The sequence below is a fragment of the Flavobacterium gelatinilyticum genome, from assembly GCF_027111295.1.
GTDB lineage: Bacteria > Bacteroidota > Bacteroidia > Flavobacteriales > Flavobacteriaceae > Flavobacterium > Flavobacterium gelatinilyticum.
The window spans coordinates 2,620,198-2,639,277 of record NZ_CP114287.1; the positions used below are offsets into that span (position 1 = coordinate 2,620,198).

Sequence of the window (19,080 nt, forward strand, 5' to 3'; positions counted from 1 at the left end):
AAGCAAAGGCCAATCTCACGATTGGCCTTTTTGTTTATACTGCTTTTGAATATATTTTTAATTTTCTGTTTTCTAAGATTGAATTGATAATTTTGAAGTATTCATCCTGCGGACATGCAGTAGTATCAATTCCAACACTGCTATTGTCGTAAGGCTCGTATTTCTTTATAACCGAAACAGAGAACAATCCAACTGTTGGTGTCTGAACTGAACTGGCAAGGTGCATAATACCGCTGTCTGCTCCGATAAAAACATCAACATGAGCCAGGAAAGATCCCATTTCTCGGATATCTTTACTATAAAAAGATGGGGCTTTAAATCCTATTTGAGAAACATTTTCGACAGGTAAGATTTCGATAATGTTATAATTGCTATATTCTGTTTGTAATCTGGAGTAGAAGCTTTCCCACCATTCTTCAGAAAAACATTTTGTGCCGGTGGCGTATGTAAAAATGCAAATAGTGCGTTTTGAAGAATCGATTAAATTGTCTAGAATTTTTCTTCCGTTTTCAAGTTCAGAAGAACTTAGTTTAAGATCCAAGGAAGGAACAATTTTATTTCTTTTTGGCAGTCCTAATTTCGTTACGTAGTTTCTGAAATTATAAACCGGATATTTGGCAATGTGGTCGTAATCGCTTTTTGGTTCTTTTAGCTCTCCGTCTAAATCTCCGTAGAATTTATATTTGGCATTTGAAAACTTTACGGCAAGACGGCCCGAAGAGGAATTTTGGTCAACATTTATCGCCATATCATAGGGTTCTTTCATAATCGACACCCAGACTTTCATGTATTCGACCAGACTTTTAAAAGGCTTTTTAGGCAGGTGTATGGATTTATTGTAAACCTGATAATTTTCGAAGATAATAGGCGCGAGAGTTCCTTTTACAAATAAATCAATTTTGCAGTTTGGAAATGTTTCTGAAACTTCCTGAACCAGCGGGGTAATCAATAATAGATTTCCAAGTCTGCCATTGGGTCTGCAGATTAAGACTCGTTTAATTTCGGTTTTATCAACCAAAACAATGCTGTAATCTGTTTTTTGTTTCCCAATATTTTTGGTCAGACCACGCATTACACCACGCCTAAACTGGTTTACTTTGCCTAAAACACTCATTATTCAATAAATTAAGGATTAAATTAATTTCAAATTAACTTTAAAAAAAAAGCCCTAGATGGAACAAACTTCAAATCTAGGCTCTTTTTATTTTTAAAATTAAATTCTTTGAATAAGTTATTATTACAAAATTGTAACCAAATTTATCAAAATTCACATCACCTATTCGCCTAAAGTCAAAAATACGACTATAATCAGGCTTCTTAATCAATTACTAGACAAGCTCTTAATAAAAATAGACGAAAAGGGTAATACGCTAGACGTTTATAGTAACAACGTAACCTTCGGAACCGCGGATATTAAAAACAGTACCGTTTTCAAAAATTAAATACTGCCCTTTTATGCCCGTTAATTTACCCTGAAAAGTTGGTGTTTTATCCAGATTTAAGCTCGCAACTTTTGCCGGATAATGTAAAACCGGATATTGCAGTTCGTAAACATCGTTTTTCTCACTGAAGAAATAATCCTTAACCTCAGCAGGAATTAAATTTTCGACTTTTGATTTTTCAAGGATCAAATCGCATGAGTCGGCTGTGCATTGCAGCATTTTTCTCCAGTTGGTTTTATCAGCATAATGATCTTTTAGGGCAACCTCGGTAATTCCCGCCAGGTAACGGTTGGGCACCTCAACAATAGCAATGGCCTGTGTTGCGCCCTGATCGATCCATCTTGTCGGCACTTGTGTTTTACGTGTTACTCCTACTTTTATTTCACTTGATAAAGCCAAATATACAATATGAGGCTGTAACTGTGCTTTTTGTTCGTATTCCAGATCGCGGTCTGCGATTCCTAAATGCGCGGTGCTTAATTCCGGTTTCATAATCCAGTCTCCTACTGCAGGACTCGAATAGAAACAATCGTAACAAAAGCCCTGTCTGAATATTTTTTTCTTTTTATTGCAGTTTAAACATTGAAACCCCGAAAAGGCGATTTCAATTTCTTTGTTTAATAATTGATTAACATTCAAAAAACTATCTTCAAAAACTAAATAATATTGAATTGGATTTCCTAATTCAGTCTGCATTTTGGTGAGTACGCCTTGATAAGTCATGGGATATAAAATTGAAAGTTTTTGATGCTAAAGTGTTTTGTTTACTGCTAAAAGCAGAGAATTTAGCTTTTATTTTTTTATTATTTGAGTTAAAATCTTTAGTTCCAAGAGCGTGTTTTTTATTACAAAAAACACTATTTTTGATATGACAGCAAAGTTAAGGTTTGTCTTTTGATATTCAAATTTTAAGTTTCTGGATTTTAACTAACACCGCAAACAACTAACTTCTAAAATCTGCCATTATTCATGCCTTTATCAATAATTAATTCTTTTGCTTCGTGGGTCCTGAAACAAAGGATTCATCAGATTGAACTTTTTTTAAAATACCCAAATGAAGTTCAGGAGGAACTATTACATAATTTATTGACAGCGTCTGAGAATACGATTTTTGGAAAACAGTATGATTTTGCATCGATCAACTCTTATAAAACTTTTGCTGAGAGGGTTCCTATTGCCTCTTACGAAGAATTACAGCCTCTTATTGAGCGTACGCGTCAGGGCGAGCAGAATGTTTTTTGGGAATCTCCTATAAAATGGTTTGCCAAATCAAGCGGCACAACCAATGCCAAGAGCAAGTTTATTCCGGTAAGCAACGAAGCGCTTGAAGACTGTCATTATAAAGGAAGCAAAGATTTATTATGTCTGTATTTGAATAATAATGAAGATTCTGAATTGTTTTTGGGAAAAAGTCTTCGTTTAGGTGGCAGTTCGCAGATTTATGAAAACAACAATACTTTCTTTGGTGATTTATCGGCAATTTTGATCGAAAATATGCCTATCTGGGCTGAGTTCAGCAGCACGCCAAGCAGTAAAACTTCGTTGATGACAGAATGGGAAAGTAAAATTGCTGCAATTATTAACGAAACCAAAAACGAAAATGTGACCAGTTTTGCCGGAGTTCCATCCTGGATGCTGGTTTTAATGAACAAGGTTCTGGAAAATACCGGCAAACAAAGTTTACTGGAATTGTGGCCGAATCTTGAAGTTTATTTTCACGGAGGTGTGAGTTTTTCTCCTTATAAAGACCAGTATAAAAAATTACTGCCAAGCAAAGATTTTAGATATTACGAAATTTACAATGCTTCTGAAGGCTTTTTTGCTATTCAGGATTTAAATAATTCCAGCGATTTATTACTGATGCTGGATTACGGAATTTTCTACGAATTTATTCCGATGGATACTTTTGGAAGTCAAAACCAAAAAGTAGTCCGTTTAGCCGATGTTGAGCTTAACAAAAACTACGCAATCGTGATTACGACTAATTCCGGTTTATGGCGTTATTTAATTGGCGATACGGTTCGTTTTACTTCTTTGAATCCATATCGAATTAGAGTTACGGGAAGAACCAAGCATCATATTAATGTTTTTGGTGAGGAATTAATGGTAGAAAATACAGATCAGGCGATTGCTAAAGCTTGTCAGGTAACCCAAACCGAAGTGATCGATTATACGGTTGCTCCTATTTTTATGCAGGATAAAGAAAAAGGAGCACACGAATGGATGATCGAATTTAAAAAACATCCGGCAGATGTTGGTCTGTTCCAAAAAGTTCTCGACGAAACCCTGCAAACCCTGAATTCTGATTACGAAGCTAAACGCTACAACAATATGACGCTAAATCCTTTGGTGATTAATATAGCGCGTGAAAACTTGTTCTACGACTGGCTAAAAGAACGCGACAAACTGGGCGGGCAAAATAAGATTCCGAGACTTTCAAATGAAAGGGATTATCTGGAGCAGTTGAAGGAGATGTGTTATTAGATTTTAATCAAACACACTCCTAATTAAACACCGAGAAGTAGAAATGAAAGAAATTAAAATTGAACTTAGCAAGAAAAAAAGTTTTTCAGCTGTTCTGGGTTCAGTCATCTTTATTCTATTAGGAATTCAATTCATTCTTAATCCTGAACAGTATGTTTCGCGTATTTATAGAAACATTGAATTAATAAAAATCGCAGGGTTTGCATCAGTTTCTTTTTTTGGACTATGTTTACTTTTTATTCTTTTTAAAATCTTGGACAAAAAGCCCGCTTTAATTATTAATGAAAATGGAATTACTGATAATTCAAATTACAGCAGTGTCGGATTAATTGCCTGGTCGAAAATAAAAGGAATAAGAACCCAGCAAGTTATGTCGACCAAGTTTTTGTTAATTGATGTCTCTGACCCAAAAGAATTTATTGATAAAGGCTCAAGATTAAAAGCATCGTTTATGAAAGCTAACCTAAAGATGCATGGAACTCCAGTTTTAATTACTTCTAATACTTTAAATTATAATTTCAGTGATCTTGAAAAATTATTGCATGAAGAATGGAATAAATATAATTACACTGATTCCACTAAACCCGCATGAGGGATAGGAATGAAAATCCTTTTGTGCCGGGGTTCGGCACAAAAGATTGAAATGGATAGCCCGACCCGCAGGGACATGCCCTAAATAAAAAAACCTCAGTATTATTGAAAGACCGAGGTTTTTATATTTATATAAACGTTCTGTATGTCATACAAGCAGAATTTCGTCTGTAATTATCGAGTTTCTAGTGTGATTTCTCCTTCATCGAAATGACAAAAATGAGAATAACTTTGTCTAAAACCTCTGCGAATCCCTGCGTTATACACTTTATGCACTTATTACATCATATCAATGTATCTGTCGTGGTATCCTAATAAATATAAAACACCGTCAAGACCTAAACTTGAAATTGAAGTCGAAGCACTTTCTTTTACTTTTGGTTTAGCATGAAAAGCGATTCCCAGACCTGCTAAATTAAGCATTGGCAGATCGTTTGCACCGTCGCCGACTGCTATAGTCTGGTTGATGTGGATTCCTTCTTTCTCGGCGATTGCTTTTAGGTATTCGGCTTTCTTTTGACCGTCTACGATATCGCCTAAATATTTACCGGTTAATTTACCGTCTTTAATTTCTAATTGGTTGGCGTGAACATAATCGATTCCGAGCTCTTTTTGAAGATATTCTCCAAAATAAGTAAAACCTCCTGAAAGAATTGCAGTTTTATATCCGTAGTATTTTAGAGCTTTCATTAAACGATGTGCCCCTTGTGTTATTGGTAAATTGATGGCAACGTTTTGCAAAACTTCCTCGCTTAAACCTTCAAGCAGCGCCATACGTTTTTTGAAACTTTCGTTAAAATCAATTTCGCCATTCATAGCCGACTCGGTAATAGCGCGAACCTGATCGCCTACTCCGTTTAATTCTGCCAGTTCGTCAATTACTTCGGTCTGGATTAAAGTAGAATCCATATCGAAACAAACTAAACGACGGTTTCTTCTGTATATATTATCTTCCTGAAACGAAATATCGACATTTAAGGTTCTCGAAATCTCCATAAAACTTGCTGTCATGACAATTTTATTTACAATTTCGCCGGTTACCGATAATTGGATGCAAGAACGCGGATATTCTTCTTTCTCAACAATTGAAGTTCTTCCTGTTAATCGTATAATAGAATCAATATTCAGGTTTTGGTCTGACATTATTTTGGTTACTGCCGCTAATTGAGATGCGGCCAGTTTTTCGCCAAGAATATTGATAATATAACGCTGTTTCGACTGTGATTTTACCCATTTTTCGTAATCATCGATAGAAATCGGAATAAATTTTACTTTGATTTCGAGTTCATACGCTTTGAACAATAAATCTTTTAAAACGGGAGCAGAAGAAGAACCTGCTGCAATTTCGAACAAAATTCCTAAAGAAAGGGTATCGTGAATATCGGCCTGGCCAATATCTAAAATATTAGCATCATACGCCGCCAATACAGCTGTTAAGCCTGCTGTAACCCCTATTTTATCGTGTCCTGAAACTTTTAATAAAATTATTTCCTTATCCTCTATTGCCATTTTACCTAATTGATTTTGAAGCGACAAAAATCGGTAATCTCCAGTTGATAAAAAAGAATAATCTTTGTTTTTTTGAAAAGAAAAAGCGCATCTATATGCGCTTTTTCGAGTAATTTAACAATTCTGTTTTATTATTAAAATAACGTAACTTTTTGGTTATTGATTTGCTTCATTTTCATCAAAATTTACCATCCAGTTGATTCCGAATTTATCCTTAAACATTCCGAAATAAGCTCCCCAGAACGTTTTTTGCAGAGGCATTTCTACTTTCCCTCCTGCCGAAAGTCCGTTGAAGATTCGATCTGCTTCTTCTGTACTTTCTGTATTGATTGAAATAGAGAAATTATCCCCAAAACCAACATCGCCGTATCTTGGATGTGAGTCACTTCCCATTAAAATGGTATTGCCAATTTTAAGTGACACGTGCATAACACGGTTTAAAGCTTCTTCAGAAAGTACTTCTCCTTCTTCTGCCGGGGCATCTTTATATTTTCCGATATACGGAAAGTCTCCGCCAAAAACTGATTTATAAAACAGGAACGCTTCTTCGCATGTTCCGTTGAACATTAAGTATGGATTTACTGCTGCCATGATATTTTTTTAAAATTGTTAATTGTAAATTATGAATTGTGAATGTCTTTTTTTTGCTCTATTTACTTTCTTCAGATAATTCTTTAACGATTTCCAGACCTTTAGGAAAAACATCTTTAAAATAATCTACAAATTTTTCTCCCGAATCGACCTGAGCAATTAAATCTGTGAATTCATCATCAGGAATTAACCGATACGTTTCCATTGCCCCGCTCCATTTTTTTGTTTCTTCATCCAGAGGAAGTTCCTTAAAATCTTTCATTTCGCCTATATGCTTAAAAGCCATATATTCGTTTGGCGTTTTGGTTTCAATTATGCTGTACATTCCTTCTCCGTTAGGTGCCATAAAATATATTTTATCTCCTTCGTTCCAGCCACTTTCGGTGTAAGAACCTTCGCAGAAAGCACTTGTCCATTTTTTATACGATTCTTCGTCCCATAAAGCCTTCCAGACCTTGTCCGGATGAGCTTTAATTCTTATTGTAAATTCTAATGTTTCCATAATTAAGAAAGTTTACTAAAATCCATGAATAAAACATTCCAACGATGACCGTCTAAATCGGCAAAACCAAATCCGTACATCCAGCCCTGGCTTTCTGCAGGTTCAGAAAAAACCGTACCGCCGGCTTCCTTGACTTTTCTGGCCAGTTCATCTACTTCTTCCCTGCTTTCGGCATCAATGGAAATCAATATTTCAGAACTTGATTTTGTATCTGTAACTGCATTTTGAGAGAAGCCTGAAAAAAGAATTTCCTCAAAGAGCATCACCACAAAATGATTTTCTCCCACAACCATACAGGTCGAACTTGGTGTGTCGTGCTGTTCGTTGAATGAGAAACCTATTTTCCAGAAAAAATCTTTTGCTTTTGCCACACTTTTCACGGGCAGATTTAACCAAATTTGTTTTGTCATTGTTTGATGTTTTTTTGTTACACAATTATTTTTTTTGATTTTAAACCATATAAGTTAATTTAAGTTTTGCTTTAAACTTTGAGGCTTTAAATCATACAAGTGATCTAATCCTCCTTAATTTTTTTTCTCTGTCAATTTGAACCTAATTCGACTCAACATAACTTTTAAAATTATCCAGAATTGCCTGCCAGCCTCCACGCTGCATTTCTTCAGGATTTTCTTTTTCCGGATCAAAGCTTTCTGTAATTTCTACTCCGCCTGCTGTTTCTTTAAAATGAATAATCGCCTTTCTTCCATCGCCCATTGTATACTCTATGGCTTCATTTTCTTTTACGAGAGTGTAATTTCCCCAGAAATCAAAACTCATGCTGCCGTCTTTGGCTGCCATAGTCGATGTGAATTTACCGCCTTCTCTTAAATCTACTTCTGCATTAGGAGTGTGCCAGTCAGGAGAAGCAAAACTCCATTTTGTAATATGTTCGGGTGTACTCCAGAAATTCCACACTTTTTCTATCGATGCCTTTACTGTAGTTTGTATTGTTATCATGCGTTTTTTAGGTTTTTATTGTTTTAAATACTTTCAGCATATTTCTTAAAGTTATCAATTACATTTTGACACCATTGTTTCTGCATGCTCTCAGAATCTTCTTTTGTGGGTTCAAATACTTCTGTGAGTTTGACTTTACTGCCAAGATCTTCAAAATATACAATTCCGGTTCTGTTATCCAGAAGCTTATATTCTATTAATTGGAATTTCTCTACTTTAGTATATATCCCTTCAAAATCAAACCCTTCGCTTTTATCTTTTGCAGCCATTTGATATTTAAATTTACCATTTACCTGCAGATCATTTTCGGCATGAGGGGTATGCCATTCTTCAAAAGCAAAATTCCAATTTTGAATATGTTTAGGAGAAGTCCACAAATGCCAGACTTTCTCTATCGATGCTTCAATCGTATTTTGTACTCTGATCATCTACCTTACATTACATTTGATCCGGGAACTGGCTTTCATCCATAAAGAAAATTTCCCAGTGATGTCCGTCCGGATCCAGGAAAGTTCTTTGATACATCCATTCGAAATCCTGTTTTCTTCTATAATCGGTTCCGCCGGCTTTAACCGCTTTTTCCATCATTTCATCTACCTGCGTGCGTGTGTCCAGAGAAATAGAAATCAGCACTTCGCTCGCTTTAGAAGAATCACAAATCTGTTTGTCGGTAAAAGTTTGATAGAACTCTTCTACCAAAAGCATGACATGGATATTTGATCCGATCACGATACAGGCGCCCTTTTCATTTGAAAATTTTGGATTGGTTGAAAAACCCAGTTTATTAAAAAAGGATATTGCGCGATTTAAATCTTTTACAGGAAGATTTAAGAAAATTTTTGTTTCCATATTTATAAAATTACAAATTATTTATAGCAAATTTAAAAAATTAAGAATAGTCTGACGCACCAATAAAAGTCAACTTTAGGGGCATTTAAGACAAAATGTCTATTTTTGTAATTGAAGTTAACTTCCACTAAACCAAAAAATATGAGCAAAAAGTTAGCATTAATCATCCCTCACGACTATAAATTACTAAGCGTTGCCGCTATTTTAGAAGTGTTTGAAACAGCCAATAAACTTACTTCTAAAACCGGAAAAGCATTTGACATTATGCTTTTCCAGTCTGCAGAACAAGTTACGCCTCAACTTTTGTCTGGTTATAAAACCAACGCAATTGAAGATTGCGATATTGCATTGGACCTTATTTTGATTCCTGCTTTTACCACAGACAATATGAGTGAGATGATCGCCAAGAATAAAAAATTTATTCCGTGGCTGCAGAAACAGCATAAGACGGGAGCTGAACTGGCAAGTTTTTGTACGGGCGCTTTTTTGTTTGCAGCTTCGGGATTGTTAAACGAAAAACTGGCCACAACACATGTCGATGCGTGCAGTGCTTTTACAAAGGCTTTTCCAATGGTGAAATTAAAACCGGAAGAAACCTTAACTGCTGATGGCAGTTTGTACACCAGCGGCGGTTCGACCTCAACTTTTCATTTATTGATTCTGCTGGTTCAGAAATATTGCGGTAACGAAATTGCCGTGCAGATTGCCAAGATTTTTTCTATCGATTTAAATCGTTACAAACAAAGTTATTTCAGCACTTTCAGACCGAATCATTTGCACAATGATGCTTTGGTCGCACAGTTGCAGCAAAAAATTGAAAGTCAGTATCATTCGATAGAAAAACTGGAAGAAATCACGAAAGATATTCCAACCAGCGCCCGAAACATGACACGCCGTTTCAAACAGGTTACAGGAATTCCTCCAATCGAATATCTGCAGAATATCAGGGTCGAAAGCTCGAAGAGATATTTGGAACAAACCCAGCTTTCGATTTCAGAAATTATCGAAAAAACGGGTTATAATGATCCAAAGGCTTTTAGAAAAGTATTTTATAAAATGGTGGGGATGAAACCAATTGAATACAGAGAAAAGTTTAGGGTTCAATAATTTTCAGGAGCAGATAATTTCCTTTCTATATAAACCTTCTGTCCTGCTCTCCTCTGTATCTTTTGCGGTCTCGTTAGAAAAAAACGAGACCGCAAAAGGATGCCGTTTCGATCAGGGCTAAACAAGACCTTCGGTTTTCAAAACACCAAAAATCAGGACTTGATAATCCACATTAAAACCTTTTTATTGGTTTTTAAAAGTGCATCTATTTCTTTCATGCTTTCGTTTGAAACTGCCGGACAACCCCAGCCTTCGGGTGTTCCGTATGGATAAACCTCATCATCCGGAACGGCTTCCCAGGAATGTAAAACAATGGCGCGGCTTCGGGCATTTGAATTTGTTTTTTCTTTTCCCTGCAAAACATAATTCACTTTGATTCCCCACTGACTTACACCACGATCCAGAATCACATATTTACCCAATGACGAACAATGCGAATCAAACTCGTTACTAATCTGCGGTTTGTCTTTTGATGCTGTTTTCCCCCACTGATTATCACCGCAGCCGTGACTTACCATATAGGATTTCGAAATTTCATTCTTTTTAAAATCGTAAACAAAAAATCTTTTTAAACCGGAATGAAGTCCCAGATCTATCAGAATGAATTTTTCCTGATTGAGATTGTTTTTTTTACAATAGAATTTTGCTTCTTTATAGTAGTCGGTGTAATTAATTTCAATTCGGGATTTTACTGAAGCTATTTCGCTTTTATGTTTATTTTCAGAAATAGTCGTTTTGTTTTCTTTATTGCAGGAAAATCCAAAAAGACAAAACAAAATTAAACAGTTCTTAATTACCATGTTCATCTCTATGAATTATTTGATTATTAATATAAGTATGCTAATTTTTTTAAAACTTCGGTTATCATGTTTTTAAATTAATCTTCAAATATATCCTTTAAAAAGAACGAAAGAAAAGTATTACCTAAAAATTTGATATAAAAAAACCTGCTCAAATAAATGAACAGGTTTCTAGAAATTTAAACTTCGACTAAGCTCCACTTTGTCAAAGTTATTTAGGTTTAAGAAGCAATTTCCATGCGTTTCAATAAGTTTTTACTCAAAGTATGTTGTGCATAATCTTTGTCGATTGACAGTACTTTATCATCTGAACTTGGCAGTTCATACATTGCATCTGTCAGGATAGCTTCGCAAAGCGAACGTAATCCACGAGCTCCTAATTTGTATTCTAAGGCTTTGTCTACAATAAAATCCAAAGCTTCATCGGTAATAGTAAATTCAACTTCATCCATTAAGAATAATTTCTGATATTGTTTTACCAATGCATTTTTTGGCTGTGTCAGAATCGCACGAAGCGTTTCTTTATCCAAAGGATCCATGTGGGTTAAAACCGGAAGACGACCAATAATTTCCGGAATCAAACCAAAGTCTTTAATATCTTTTGGAATAATATATTGCAACAAATTGTCTTTGTCGATATTGTCTGCATTTTTAGAAGTCGAATAACCAACTGCCTGACGGTTTAAACGTTTTGAAATAATTCGTTCTACGCCATCAAAAGCTCCTCCGGCAATAAACAGGATGTTTTGGGTATTTACCTCAACAAATTTCTGGTCCGGGTGTTTACGTCCTCCTTTTGGCGGTACGTTTACAACGGTTCCTTCTAGTAATTTAAGTAAGGCCTGCTGTACCCCTTCACCAGATACGTCACGTGTTATAGACGGATTGTCGCTCTTACGGGCAATTTTATCAATCTCATCTATAAATACGATTCCTCTTTCGGCTTTGGTTACATCATAATCTGCAGCTTGTAAAAGACGTGTTAAAATACTTTCAACATCCTCTCCTACATAACCTGCTTCTGTAAGTACGGTTGCATCTACGATAGCCAAAGGAACGTCTAACATTTTTGCAATAGTTTTAGCTACTAATGTTTTTCCTGTTCCGGTTTGTCCCACCATGATAATGTTGCTTTTTTCAATCTCTACTTCGTCGTCTAATTGCTGCTGCATTAAACGTTTGTAGTGATTGTAAACGGCAACCGACATTACTTTTTTGGTCTGATCCTGACCAATAACATATTGATCCAGAAAAGCTCTGATTTCTTTTGGTTTCTTTAAAATTAAGTCACCTACCAGTTTTGCGCTTCCGCTGGATTTTAATTCTTCTAATACAATTCCGTGTGCCTGCTCAATACACTTATCACAGATATGTGCATTAATACCGGCAATTAATAAATTAGTTTCTGGCTTTTTTCTTCCACAAAACGAACATTCTAATACTACTTTTGCCATTCTATATTTAGTTACTAAGCTGCAAAGATACTAAGTTTCTAAGCTTTTTTAAATTAAAACTTTAAAACTTAACTCCTTACAGCTTAATATTTTTTATTTTTTGTTTATAGTTTCATGTTCCATGTTTCAAGTTAACCGCAGCAACTTGAAACATGGAACATGAAACAAACTTTAACTTTAAGAAAATTATCCTCTTCTTAATACTTCGTCGATCATTCCGTATTCTTTCGCTTCATCGGCTTTCATCCAGTAATCGCGCTCACTGTCTTTATGAACTCTTTCGAAAGGCTGGCCGGAATGCTGCGAAATGATGTTGTATAATTCATCTTTTAGTTTCAACATTTCGCGTAAGTTGATTTCCATATCTGTAGCAACACCTTGTGCTCCTCCTGAAGGCTGGTGAATCATTACTCTTGAATGAGGCAGTGCTGAACGTTTTCCTGCTGCTCCTGCACATAATAAAACGGCTCCCATAGAAGCGGCCATTCCTGTACAAATTGTAGCTACATCCGGTTTAATGTACTGCATGGTATCGTAAATTCCAAGACCTGCATAAACGCTTCCTCCTGGAGAGTTTAAATAGATCTGAATGTCTTTTGATGCATCGGCACTTTCTAAGAACAATAGCTGTGCCTGAACAACATTGGCAATCTGATCATCGATTCCTGTTCCTAAAAAGATGATTCTGTCCATCATTAATCTTGAAAAAACGTCCAGAATAGAAACATTTAACTGACGTTCTTCGATGATGTTTGGAGTTAAATTCGTCGGTGTCATAGCACTGATGATTTTGTCATAGTACATGGCATTTACTCCGTGGTGCTTTGTAGCAAAATTTTTGAATTCTTTACCGTAGTTCATATGTATTTGTTTTACGTTTTATTGGTGTATATTTTTCTTTATCCCCGCAAAGGTCATACCTTTTTATAAAGGATGTCAATATGTCTTATTTTTTAGCTGCAAAGGTTCTAAGATTCTAAGCTGCTAAGTTTTCTATTTGATGCCGTTAATATAGATAACTAAATCCTACATTTTAAACAAAAAAAGCGCCGGCAGAAAACTGCCGACGCTCAAATATAATTATTTTTCAGAAATTATTCTCCGTAAGAAGCGGCAATAAATTCGTCGTAAGTAACCTCTTTTGTTGTTGGGTTTGCTTTTTCTTTAAAGATGTCTAACATCTTTGCTGCTACAACCTGCTCAGAAAGTCTTTTTACTTCATCCTGATTAGATAAAACTCTTGCTACGATTCCTTGTACTTCTTCGTCAGTTGGATTTGTTTGTCCAAATTGAGCCATTTGCTGTCTGATTGCGTTTGAAGTAAATTCTTTTAAGTCTTCAAAAGTAATCTGGATGTTGCTTTGAGCTAATGCTTTTCCTTCGATTAACTGGAAACGTAAACCTTTTTCAGATCTTGCATATTCAACTTCTGCTTCTTCAGGAGAAAGTTTTTTCTCTCCAACAGTTTGTAACCATCTTTTTAAGAATTCAGCCGGTAAATCGAATTTTGTGTTTTCGATTAAAAATTCCTGAACATCTAATAATAATTTTTGGTCAGCCTGCTGTGCAAATTGAGACTCAGCATCTTCTTTAATTTTTGCTTTTAACTCATCTAAAGAAGCTACTTTTCCTTCACCAAAAAGTTTATCAAATAATTCCTGGTTTAATTCAGCCGGCTCAGAACCGTTGATTGCTTCGATTGTAAAGTTTACTTCAACATCTAAACCGTGAACACCTTCGTGACCAACTTTTAAGTAATCCATTAATTGGTGGTCGTCATCAAATAAACCTTTTGTGCTTACTGTAACAACATCTCCAACTTTTTTACCAATGAATTGTTTTCCTGCTTTTTTGCTGAATGCTTCAACTGCAATTGTAGTAGTATTGTTGATTCCGTCTGCTTCACTTGAGAAAGTTCCGGTTAAGTCAGATTTTGCATCAGATACTTCCTGAGGAATTGCTTTTCCAAATTGTTTCTGAATACGTTCTACCTGTCCGTCGATTAATTTATCATCAGCAGTAACGATGTATTTTACGATATCATTTTTAGCTTCTAAATCAAGTTCGAAGTTTGGCACTAAACCAATTTCGTATTCAAAAGTAAGTTCTTCGGCATCCCAGTTAAAATCTTCGCTTATTTTTGGAAGTGGAGTTCCTAAAAGATTTAGTCTTTCAGACTGAATATAACGCTCTAAAGCCAAATCAACTACTTTTTTGATCTCTTCCTGCTTGATAGATTTTCCGTATTGTTTTTCAACAAGGTCTTTAGGCACTTGTCCTTTTCTGAATCCTTTTACCTGTGCCAAAGGCATTTTTTCGTTAATTCTTTTTGCAACCTGACCTTTATAATCCATATGAACAACGTTCATAACAATGGTCTCGTTTACAGCGTCTATTGCTACTCTTTTAATATCCATCTTCTTCTTTAATTTACATAATAAAATTGGGTTGCAAAATTATAAAATTTTTGCAACCCAGCCAAGTTTTTAATCTATTGTATTTGAAGCAGTTTTAATGTGCTTTCAATTTTAATTTTTATCGTCTCCTAATATCTTATATGTGATAGACTGCAGTATAGACAATATTACGCTGAATATTAATGCCGTCCAGAATGAATCGACCGCAAAACCGCCCACAATGTTCGTACATAATAAAATAATTACAGCATTTATTACCAATAAAAATAAACCGAGTGTTATAACCGTTACAGGCAGTGTAAGCACTACCAGAATAGGTTTTATAAACACATTGAGCAGACCTAAAACTACTGCAACAATTACAGCTGTTCCAAAACTGGCAACATGAACCCCGGTTAAAAGATTAGACAATAACAAAACCAAGGCCGCAGTTACAAGGAGTCTAAGTAATAATTTCATCGTTTTTCTGGTTTTAAATTTTATTTAAAAGTACTAAAATTTTAATCGTAAATCGAATAACATTTTAAATATGCTGCCTAACCACCACCACTTCACATTTTAGTCTATCCTGAAATTCTTCAATAAAACCGGTTTTAAACATAGGCCAGTTCCAAAATTTGAATCCTAAATCGCTAAAACCCCATTGCGGTTTCATTTTTAGTTCATGAATATCAAACATAACATTGCATAAAGGACAAACCGATTTATCTCCAGCCCCCATAAACCATTCGTCAATAAAAGTCCATTCTTCGTGAGCTATATTTTCATTGCAATTAGAACAAATACATTCCTCCATTCCTGATTCTCCAGCATGAAAAACTTCTTTGCCGGTAATAATTTCAAGTCCGTTTGATAACAAATCGAAAGGCAGATAATCAGGAAAATTTACAATTTGTTTTGCTCCGTCAGAAACTGCATACCCTTTTTCAAAAGACAAAATACAATCTGATAATTCTGGCTTTACAATGTCTTTCGAAATCAGCCATTCTAATATTTCTTCAGCCTTTGTTTCGTTGTTATCATAAACCGATTTTTTCGGAACTATTGCTATACTATGATCACTCATTTATTACAATTCAAATTATTCTTTTAAAAACACGGTTGTGAGTTCAAAAAACATTTTTGGGTTTTCGGCATGAAGCCAGTGTCCCACATCCGGAATGGTTTCTAATTTTAAATTTGGAAACTGACGACGGATTGCCTCAACATCAACATCCTGAATATAACCTGAATTTCCTCCACGGATAAACAATGTCGGTTTTTCAAAAACCAAATCATCTGCCAGCGGTTTTCCTATTGCATCGAGGTTGTTATTAAAAACTTCGAGGTTGAACCTGAAAGCCAATTGTCCCGGCTCTTTCCAATATAGATTTTTCAGCAAAAACTGGCGTGTTCCAAAATCAGGAACGTATTGAGACAAAATTGCTTCCACATCATTTCGCCCCGGTTTTATAGAAAAATCGACCGCATTTAAACCTGCCAAAATATCCTGATGGTGCTGTTTGTAAAATCTCGGACCAATATCGGCTACAATTAATTTATCTACAATTTCGGGGTGTAATGCAGCGAAAAGCATGGCTACTTTTCCCCCCATCGAATGCCCGAGAAGATCAATTCGGGTTAAGTTATTAGACTTACAGTATTCTAAAACATCCTGAGCCATTGCTTCGTAGCTCCACTCGTCTGAGTGAAAACTGCGTCCGTGATTTCGTAAATCCAAAAGGTGCACCTGAAACCCTGCTTCTACATATTGTCCGGCTAGTGTTTTCCAGTTATCAGACATTCCAAGAAATCCGTGCATGATGACAAAAGGTTTTCCTTCGCCCTCTATTTTTGAGTATAACATCCTATTTTTTAGTTTATCAATTCTATATTACAAATGTAAAAAACTTATCTATTAATCGCTAAAAGTTAGTATTATGCAAAAAAAACCTTTGATTTATTTTTATTAAAGAAAAGTGTACTTTTTACGTCTTTCCGTAATCAAAAAAATTTTAAAGATCGTACCTTGCGGCGTCAAAAAAATCAAAATCAAATTTGATTAATAAAACTAATTTAAATACCACATCTATGATTAAAAAATTCCTTTTATTATCATTAGTTGTTTCTCAGTTAACAATCTCTTGTTCAAGTGATGATGACAACAACACAGAAGATCCTACAACACCGGACAAAGAACTGACTTTAGAAGAAGAAATTGCCAACATCATTAAACAGCCTTATTCAAGCCTTCCTCCTGAACAGCAAAAAATAAAGCTTGAAGCTGAAGCTAATGATATGCTTGTGCAGCTAGATAAAACTAAAAGTTCAAGTGCTATTGAAGCAATCGAAAATTTATTAAGCTTATTAAGCGAAAATGCTATTGACATTTTTGACGGAAAAAATGATAATGAAATAGAAGACATCCTTAATATGGCTGATGTTTACGGGGTATACACCTGGAATAATACAAATAAAAGCTGGGCCAAAACTGCTTCAACTACAGAATTAAAATTTGTTTTCCCTGCAAAATCTTCTCAATCAGCAAACAATGCTATATTTACTGCAAAAAGTGTTGCTTCTAACATTAAAGTAAAAATTACGGATTCAAACGGAAACTGGCAGTATAACGAAGAAACAAATGAATGGGTATTAGGAGGCTATGTAAATGATTATATGTTCTTACCAACTTCATCTGATGCAACATTAACAATCGACAATACACAAGTTGCTACATTTGCTCAGACTGCAAGTTACAATGGTAACGAGGCTCCCGTTGACTTTACATACAAAATGACCTTAAATGATGGTTATAGCTGGGATATTAGCGGTAAAAAAGCAGCACAAAACAATACAGCAAAAGCGGTTTTTACGTACAACGGAAAAAATCTGGTTAGTTTTACTGCAGGAAGTACTACTGATATTGATGCTTTATTAACCGATGACGAATTAACTCAATACAGAGGAAAAGGAAACGGATTGGTTCAAATCCTTGATAATTTTGTTATTATTGCTGATATAGATCTTGCTGCTGAAGCAATTGATGATGCAGCATTAGAAAATATTCCATATCCAGCATATCCGGATTATTCAAGTCCTAACGCAGATTTCAAAGGATTTTTTACAGCCAGAAATGCATACGAGAAAAAATATTCTGAAGGAAGCGCAGCTAACTTCAATAAAAACATCAAATTAACTTTAATATCAAGAAAAGACGGAAGTAAAATTGCTGATATCGTGCAGGTTGCAGAAAAAGACGGCGGTTACTATGACAGCATACCTGTCTGGGTACCTAGTGAATGGTATGAGAATGGCGGTTACTGGTCAAACAACCAGGATAGTGAGCAGTTTTTCAGAGAGTATTACACAGAGAATTACTATTTAAATTTCAAAGACAATACACAAGTAGCTATGAGTGTTTATTTCTCTGAAGGATTTGATGATTTACTAGACAAATTTGATGATTTCATCAATCGTTTTGAAAAAAAATAATCGTTTTTTCTAAAACATAATAAAGCCGGTTTGAATTATCAAACCGGCTTTTCTTTTTTAGGCGGCGTTTTTACAATTAAAGTACTATGTCCGTAACCTGCCCAAATACCTATTCCTCCTTTTATATTCGATTTCAAACTCGTGTTCGAGGGGTATATTGGGTTTTTACTGTTTACAATTTCGTTCTGCCAGCTGTTCCAGAAATCAAGTGATTCTTTTGTCTGCGTTCGTAGTTTTACATGAATTAAATCTCCGTCAATAAAATAAGGCTGGAATTTTGTTTTAGGGAAAAGCAGCACTCCCCTGTTTATCTGAATCGCAACAGACGATGATGTGAAATTTTTATCATCCAGATTTCCATAAAACGAAGGCACAAAAATAGGTTCTTCGACATCAATTTTCGTGGCAAGCTGATAGTAGTTTTTTTCATCAGCAGGATCATCAAATTTTACAAAAACATAACCAGTTGTATCTGTTGGGTTCTTTTTAATATATTCTGCACTTTTAAGCTGTACTGATTTTGGAATTGTCGTTACAGCCTGCACTACTCTGCTTAAATATTCCACTTTAATCGAATATTCTTTTCCGGCTTCTCCTTTTAAGGTATTTCCAAAATAAATAAACGGCGGCACACGGTTCTTATCATTTTTGACTTTTAAAACTTCCGAATTCACACCATCCGAAACGGTAATTTTTGCCGATCGAATTACGTGGTTCAAAACATTCGTAGAATCCACTATACCAGCAACCGGAATACTGCTCGACAACAGAACATTGGCATAATCTCCTTCTTCGATCCAGCCCTCTACGACTATTCTGGATTCAATACTTTTTTCATCAGTATAATTATCCGAAGAACAGCTTGTTATAACTAAACCAAAAAGAAACAGCAGATACTTTTTCATA

At 35.3% G+C, this 19,080-nt stretch carries 21 protein-coding genes; 4 read left to right on the forward strand and 17 right to left on the reverse strand.

What is annotated here, in order from left to right:
- Positions 1-34: 34 nt before the first annotated feature.
- Both OZP11_RS11110 and OZP11_RS11115 read right to left on the reverse strand, forming a co-directional pair.
- Positions 35-1,114 (reverse strand): glycosyltransferase family 9 protein, encoded by a 1,080-nt coding sequence (locus OZP11_RS11110; protein ID WP_281235265.1) that lies wholly within the window; start codon positions 1,112-1,114, stop codon positions 35-37.
- Positions 1,115-1,370: 256 nt separating this feature from the next.
- Positions 1,371-2,165, reverse strand: a complete 795-nt coding sequence (locus OZP11_RS11115) for a DUF2797 domain-containing protein (protein ID WP_281235266.1) — start codon at positions 2,163-2,165, stop codon at positions 1,371-1,373.
- A gap of 246 nt (positions 2,166-2,411) precedes the next feature.
- Here OZP11_RS11115 and OZP11_RS11120 point away from each other — a divergent pair, with 246 nt between their 5' ends.
- Both OZP11_RS11120 and OZP11_RS11125 read left to right on the forward strand, forming a co-directional pair.
- Complete coding sequence (locus OZP11_RS11120) at positions 2,412-3,926, forward strand: GH3 auxin-responsive promoter family protein (protein ID WP_281235267.1); 1,515 nt, start codon at positions 2,412-2,414, stop codon at positions 3,924-3,926.
- Between the two features lie 43 nt (positions 3,927-3,969).
- Positions 3,970-4,518 (forward strand): STM3941 family protein, encoded by a 549-nt coding sequence (locus tag OZP11_RS11125; RefSeq protein WP_281235268.1) that lies wholly within the window; start codon positions 3,970-3,972, stop codon positions 4,516-4,518.
- A 278-nt stretch (positions 4,519-4,796) separates the two neighbouring features.
- Here OZP11_RS11125 and serB read toward each other — a convergent pair whose 3' ends face one another.
- The 7 genes from serB to OZP11_RS11160 form a co-directional block, all read right to left on the reverse strand.
- Positions 4,797-6,026, reverse strand: a complete 1,230-nt coding sequence (gene serB / locus OZP11_RS11130) for a phosphoserine phosphatase SerB (protein WP_281235269.1) — start codon at positions 6,024-6,026, stop codon at positions 4,797-4,799.
- A gap of 156 nt (positions 6,027-6,182) precedes the next feature.
- Positions 6,183-6,617 (reverse strand): VOC family protein, encoded by a 435-nt coding sequence (locus tag OZP11_RS11135; protein ID WP_281235270.1) that lies wholly within the window; start codon positions 6,615-6,617, stop codon positions 6,183-6,185.
- 58 nt (positions 6,618-6,675) lie between these two features.
- Positions 6,676-7,119: an SRPBCC domain-containing protein gene (locus OZP11_RS11140; protein WP_281235271.1), complete on the reverse strand. Its 444-nt coding sequence runs from the start codon at positions 7,117-7,119 to the stop codon at positions 6,676-6,678.
- A gap of 2 nt (positions 7,120-7,121) precedes the next feature.
- The gene (locus OZP11_RS11145) at positions 7,122-7,529 is read right to left on the reverse strand and encodes a VOC family protein (RefSeq protein ID WP_281235272.1); all 408 of its coding nucleotides are present in this window, start codon (positions 7,527-7,529) and stop codon (positions 7,122-7,124) included.
- A 142-nt stretch (positions 7,530-7,671) separates the two neighbouring features.
- Complete coding sequence (locus OZP11_RS11150; RefSeq protein WP_281235273.1) at positions 7,672-8,076, reverse strand: SRPBCC family protein; 405 nt, start codon at positions 8,074-8,076, stop codon at positions 7,672-7,674.
- A 23-nt stretch (positions 8,077-8,099) separates the two neighbouring features.
- Entirely contained in the window at positions 8,100-8,504 is a 405-nt protein-coding gene (locus OZP11_RS11155; protein WP_281235274.1) for an SRPBCC domain-containing protein, read from the reverse strand.
- A 10-nt stretch (positions 8,505-8,514) separates the two neighbouring features.
- Positions 8,515-8,925 (reverse strand): VOC family protein, encoded by a 411-nt coding sequence (locus OZP11_RS11160; RefSeq protein ID WP_281235275.1) that lies wholly within the window; start codon positions 8,923-8,925, stop codon positions 8,515-8,517.
- Positions 8,926-9,066: 141 nt separating this feature from the next.
- Between OZP11_RS11160 and OZP11_RS11165 the strand changes: the two genes are divergently transcribed.
- Positions 9,067-10,032: a GlxA family transcriptional regulator gene (locus tag OZP11_RS11165; protein ID WP_281235276.1), complete on the forward strand. Its 966-nt coding sequence runs from the start codon at positions 9,067-9,069 to the stop codon at positions 10,030-10,032.
- Positions 10,033-10,184: 152 nt separating this feature from the next.
- On the opposite strand, the gene OZP11_RS11170 is transcribed toward OZP11_RS11165, so the two are convergent.
- The 7 genes from OZP11_RS11170 to OZP11_RS11200 all read right to left on the reverse strand — a co-directional run bounded on the left by OZP11_RS11170 (position 10,185) and on the right by OZP11_RS11200 (position 16,549).
- Positions 10,185-10,838 carry a murein L,D-transpeptidase catalytic domain-containing protein gene (locus tag OZP11_RS11170; RefSeq protein WP_281235277.1) on the reverse strand — a complete coding sequence of 218 codons (654 nt, stop codon included), beginning with the start codon at positions 10,836-10,838 and terminating at the stop codon, positions 10,185-10,187.
- A 215-nt stretch (positions 10,839-11,053) separates the two neighbouring features.
- Positions 11,054-12,286 carry an ATP-dependent Clp protease ATP-binding subunit ClpX gene (gene clpX, locus OZP11_RS11175; RefSeq protein ID WP_281235278.1) on the reverse strand — a complete coding sequence of 411 codons (1,233 nt, stop codon included), beginning with the start codon at positions 12,284-12,286 and terminating at the stop codon, positions 11,054-11,056.
- A 186-nt stretch (positions 12,287-12,472) separates the two neighbouring features.
- The gene (clpP, locus tag OZP11_RS11180) at positions 12,473-13,147 is read right to left on the reverse strand and encodes an ATP-dependent Clp endopeptidase proteolytic subunit ClpP (protein WP_281235279.1); all 675 of its coding nucleotides are present in this window, start codon (positions 13,145-13,147) and stop codon (positions 12,473-12,475) included.
- A 233-nt stretch (positions 13,148-13,380) separates the two neighbouring features.
- Entirely contained in the window at positions 13,381-14,703 is a 1,323-nt protein-coding gene (locus tag OZP11_RS11185) for a trigger factor (RefSeq protein WP_281235280.1), read from the reverse strand.
- 111 nt (positions 14,704-14,814) lie between these two features.
- Positions 14,815-15,162 (reverse strand): phage holin family protein, encoded by a 348-nt coding sequence (locus tag OZP11_RS11190; RefSeq protein ID WP_281235281.1) that lies wholly within the window; start codon positions 15,160-15,162, stop codon positions 14,815-14,817.
- Positions 15,163-15,226: 64 nt separating this feature from the next.
- Positions 15,227-15,769, reverse strand: a complete 543-nt coding sequence (locus OZP11_RS11195) for a hypothetical protein (protein ID WP_281235282.1) — start codon at positions 15,767-15,769, stop codon at positions 15,227-15,229.
- Between the two features lie 15 nt (positions 15,770-15,784).
- Positions 15,785-16,549 carry an alpha/beta fold hydrolase gene (locus OZP11_RS11200; protein ID WP_281235283.1) on the reverse strand — a complete coding sequence of 255 codons (765 nt, stop codon included), beginning with the start codon at positions 16,547-16,549 and terminating at the stop codon, positions 15,785-15,787.
- A 224-nt stretch (positions 16,550-16,773) separates the two neighbouring features.
- Here OZP11_RS11200 and OZP11_RS11205 point away from each other — a divergent pair, with 224 nt between their 5' ends.
- A complete protein-coding gene (locus OZP11_RS11205) occupies positions 16,774-18,174 on the forward strand; it encodes a hypothetical protein (RefSeq protein ID WP_281235284.1) in 1,401 nt (466 codons plus the stop codon).
- Positions 18,175-18,212: 38 nt separating this feature from the next.
- Here OZP11_RS11205 and OZP11_RS11210 read toward each other — a convergent pair whose 3' ends face one another.
- Positions 18,213-19,079 (reverse strand): DUF4249 domain-containing protein, encoded by an 867-nt coding sequence (locus OZP11_RS11210; protein ID WP_281235285.1) that lies wholly within the window; start codon positions 19,077-19,079, stop codon positions 18,213-18,215.
- Position 19,080 lies beyond the last annotated feature (1 nt).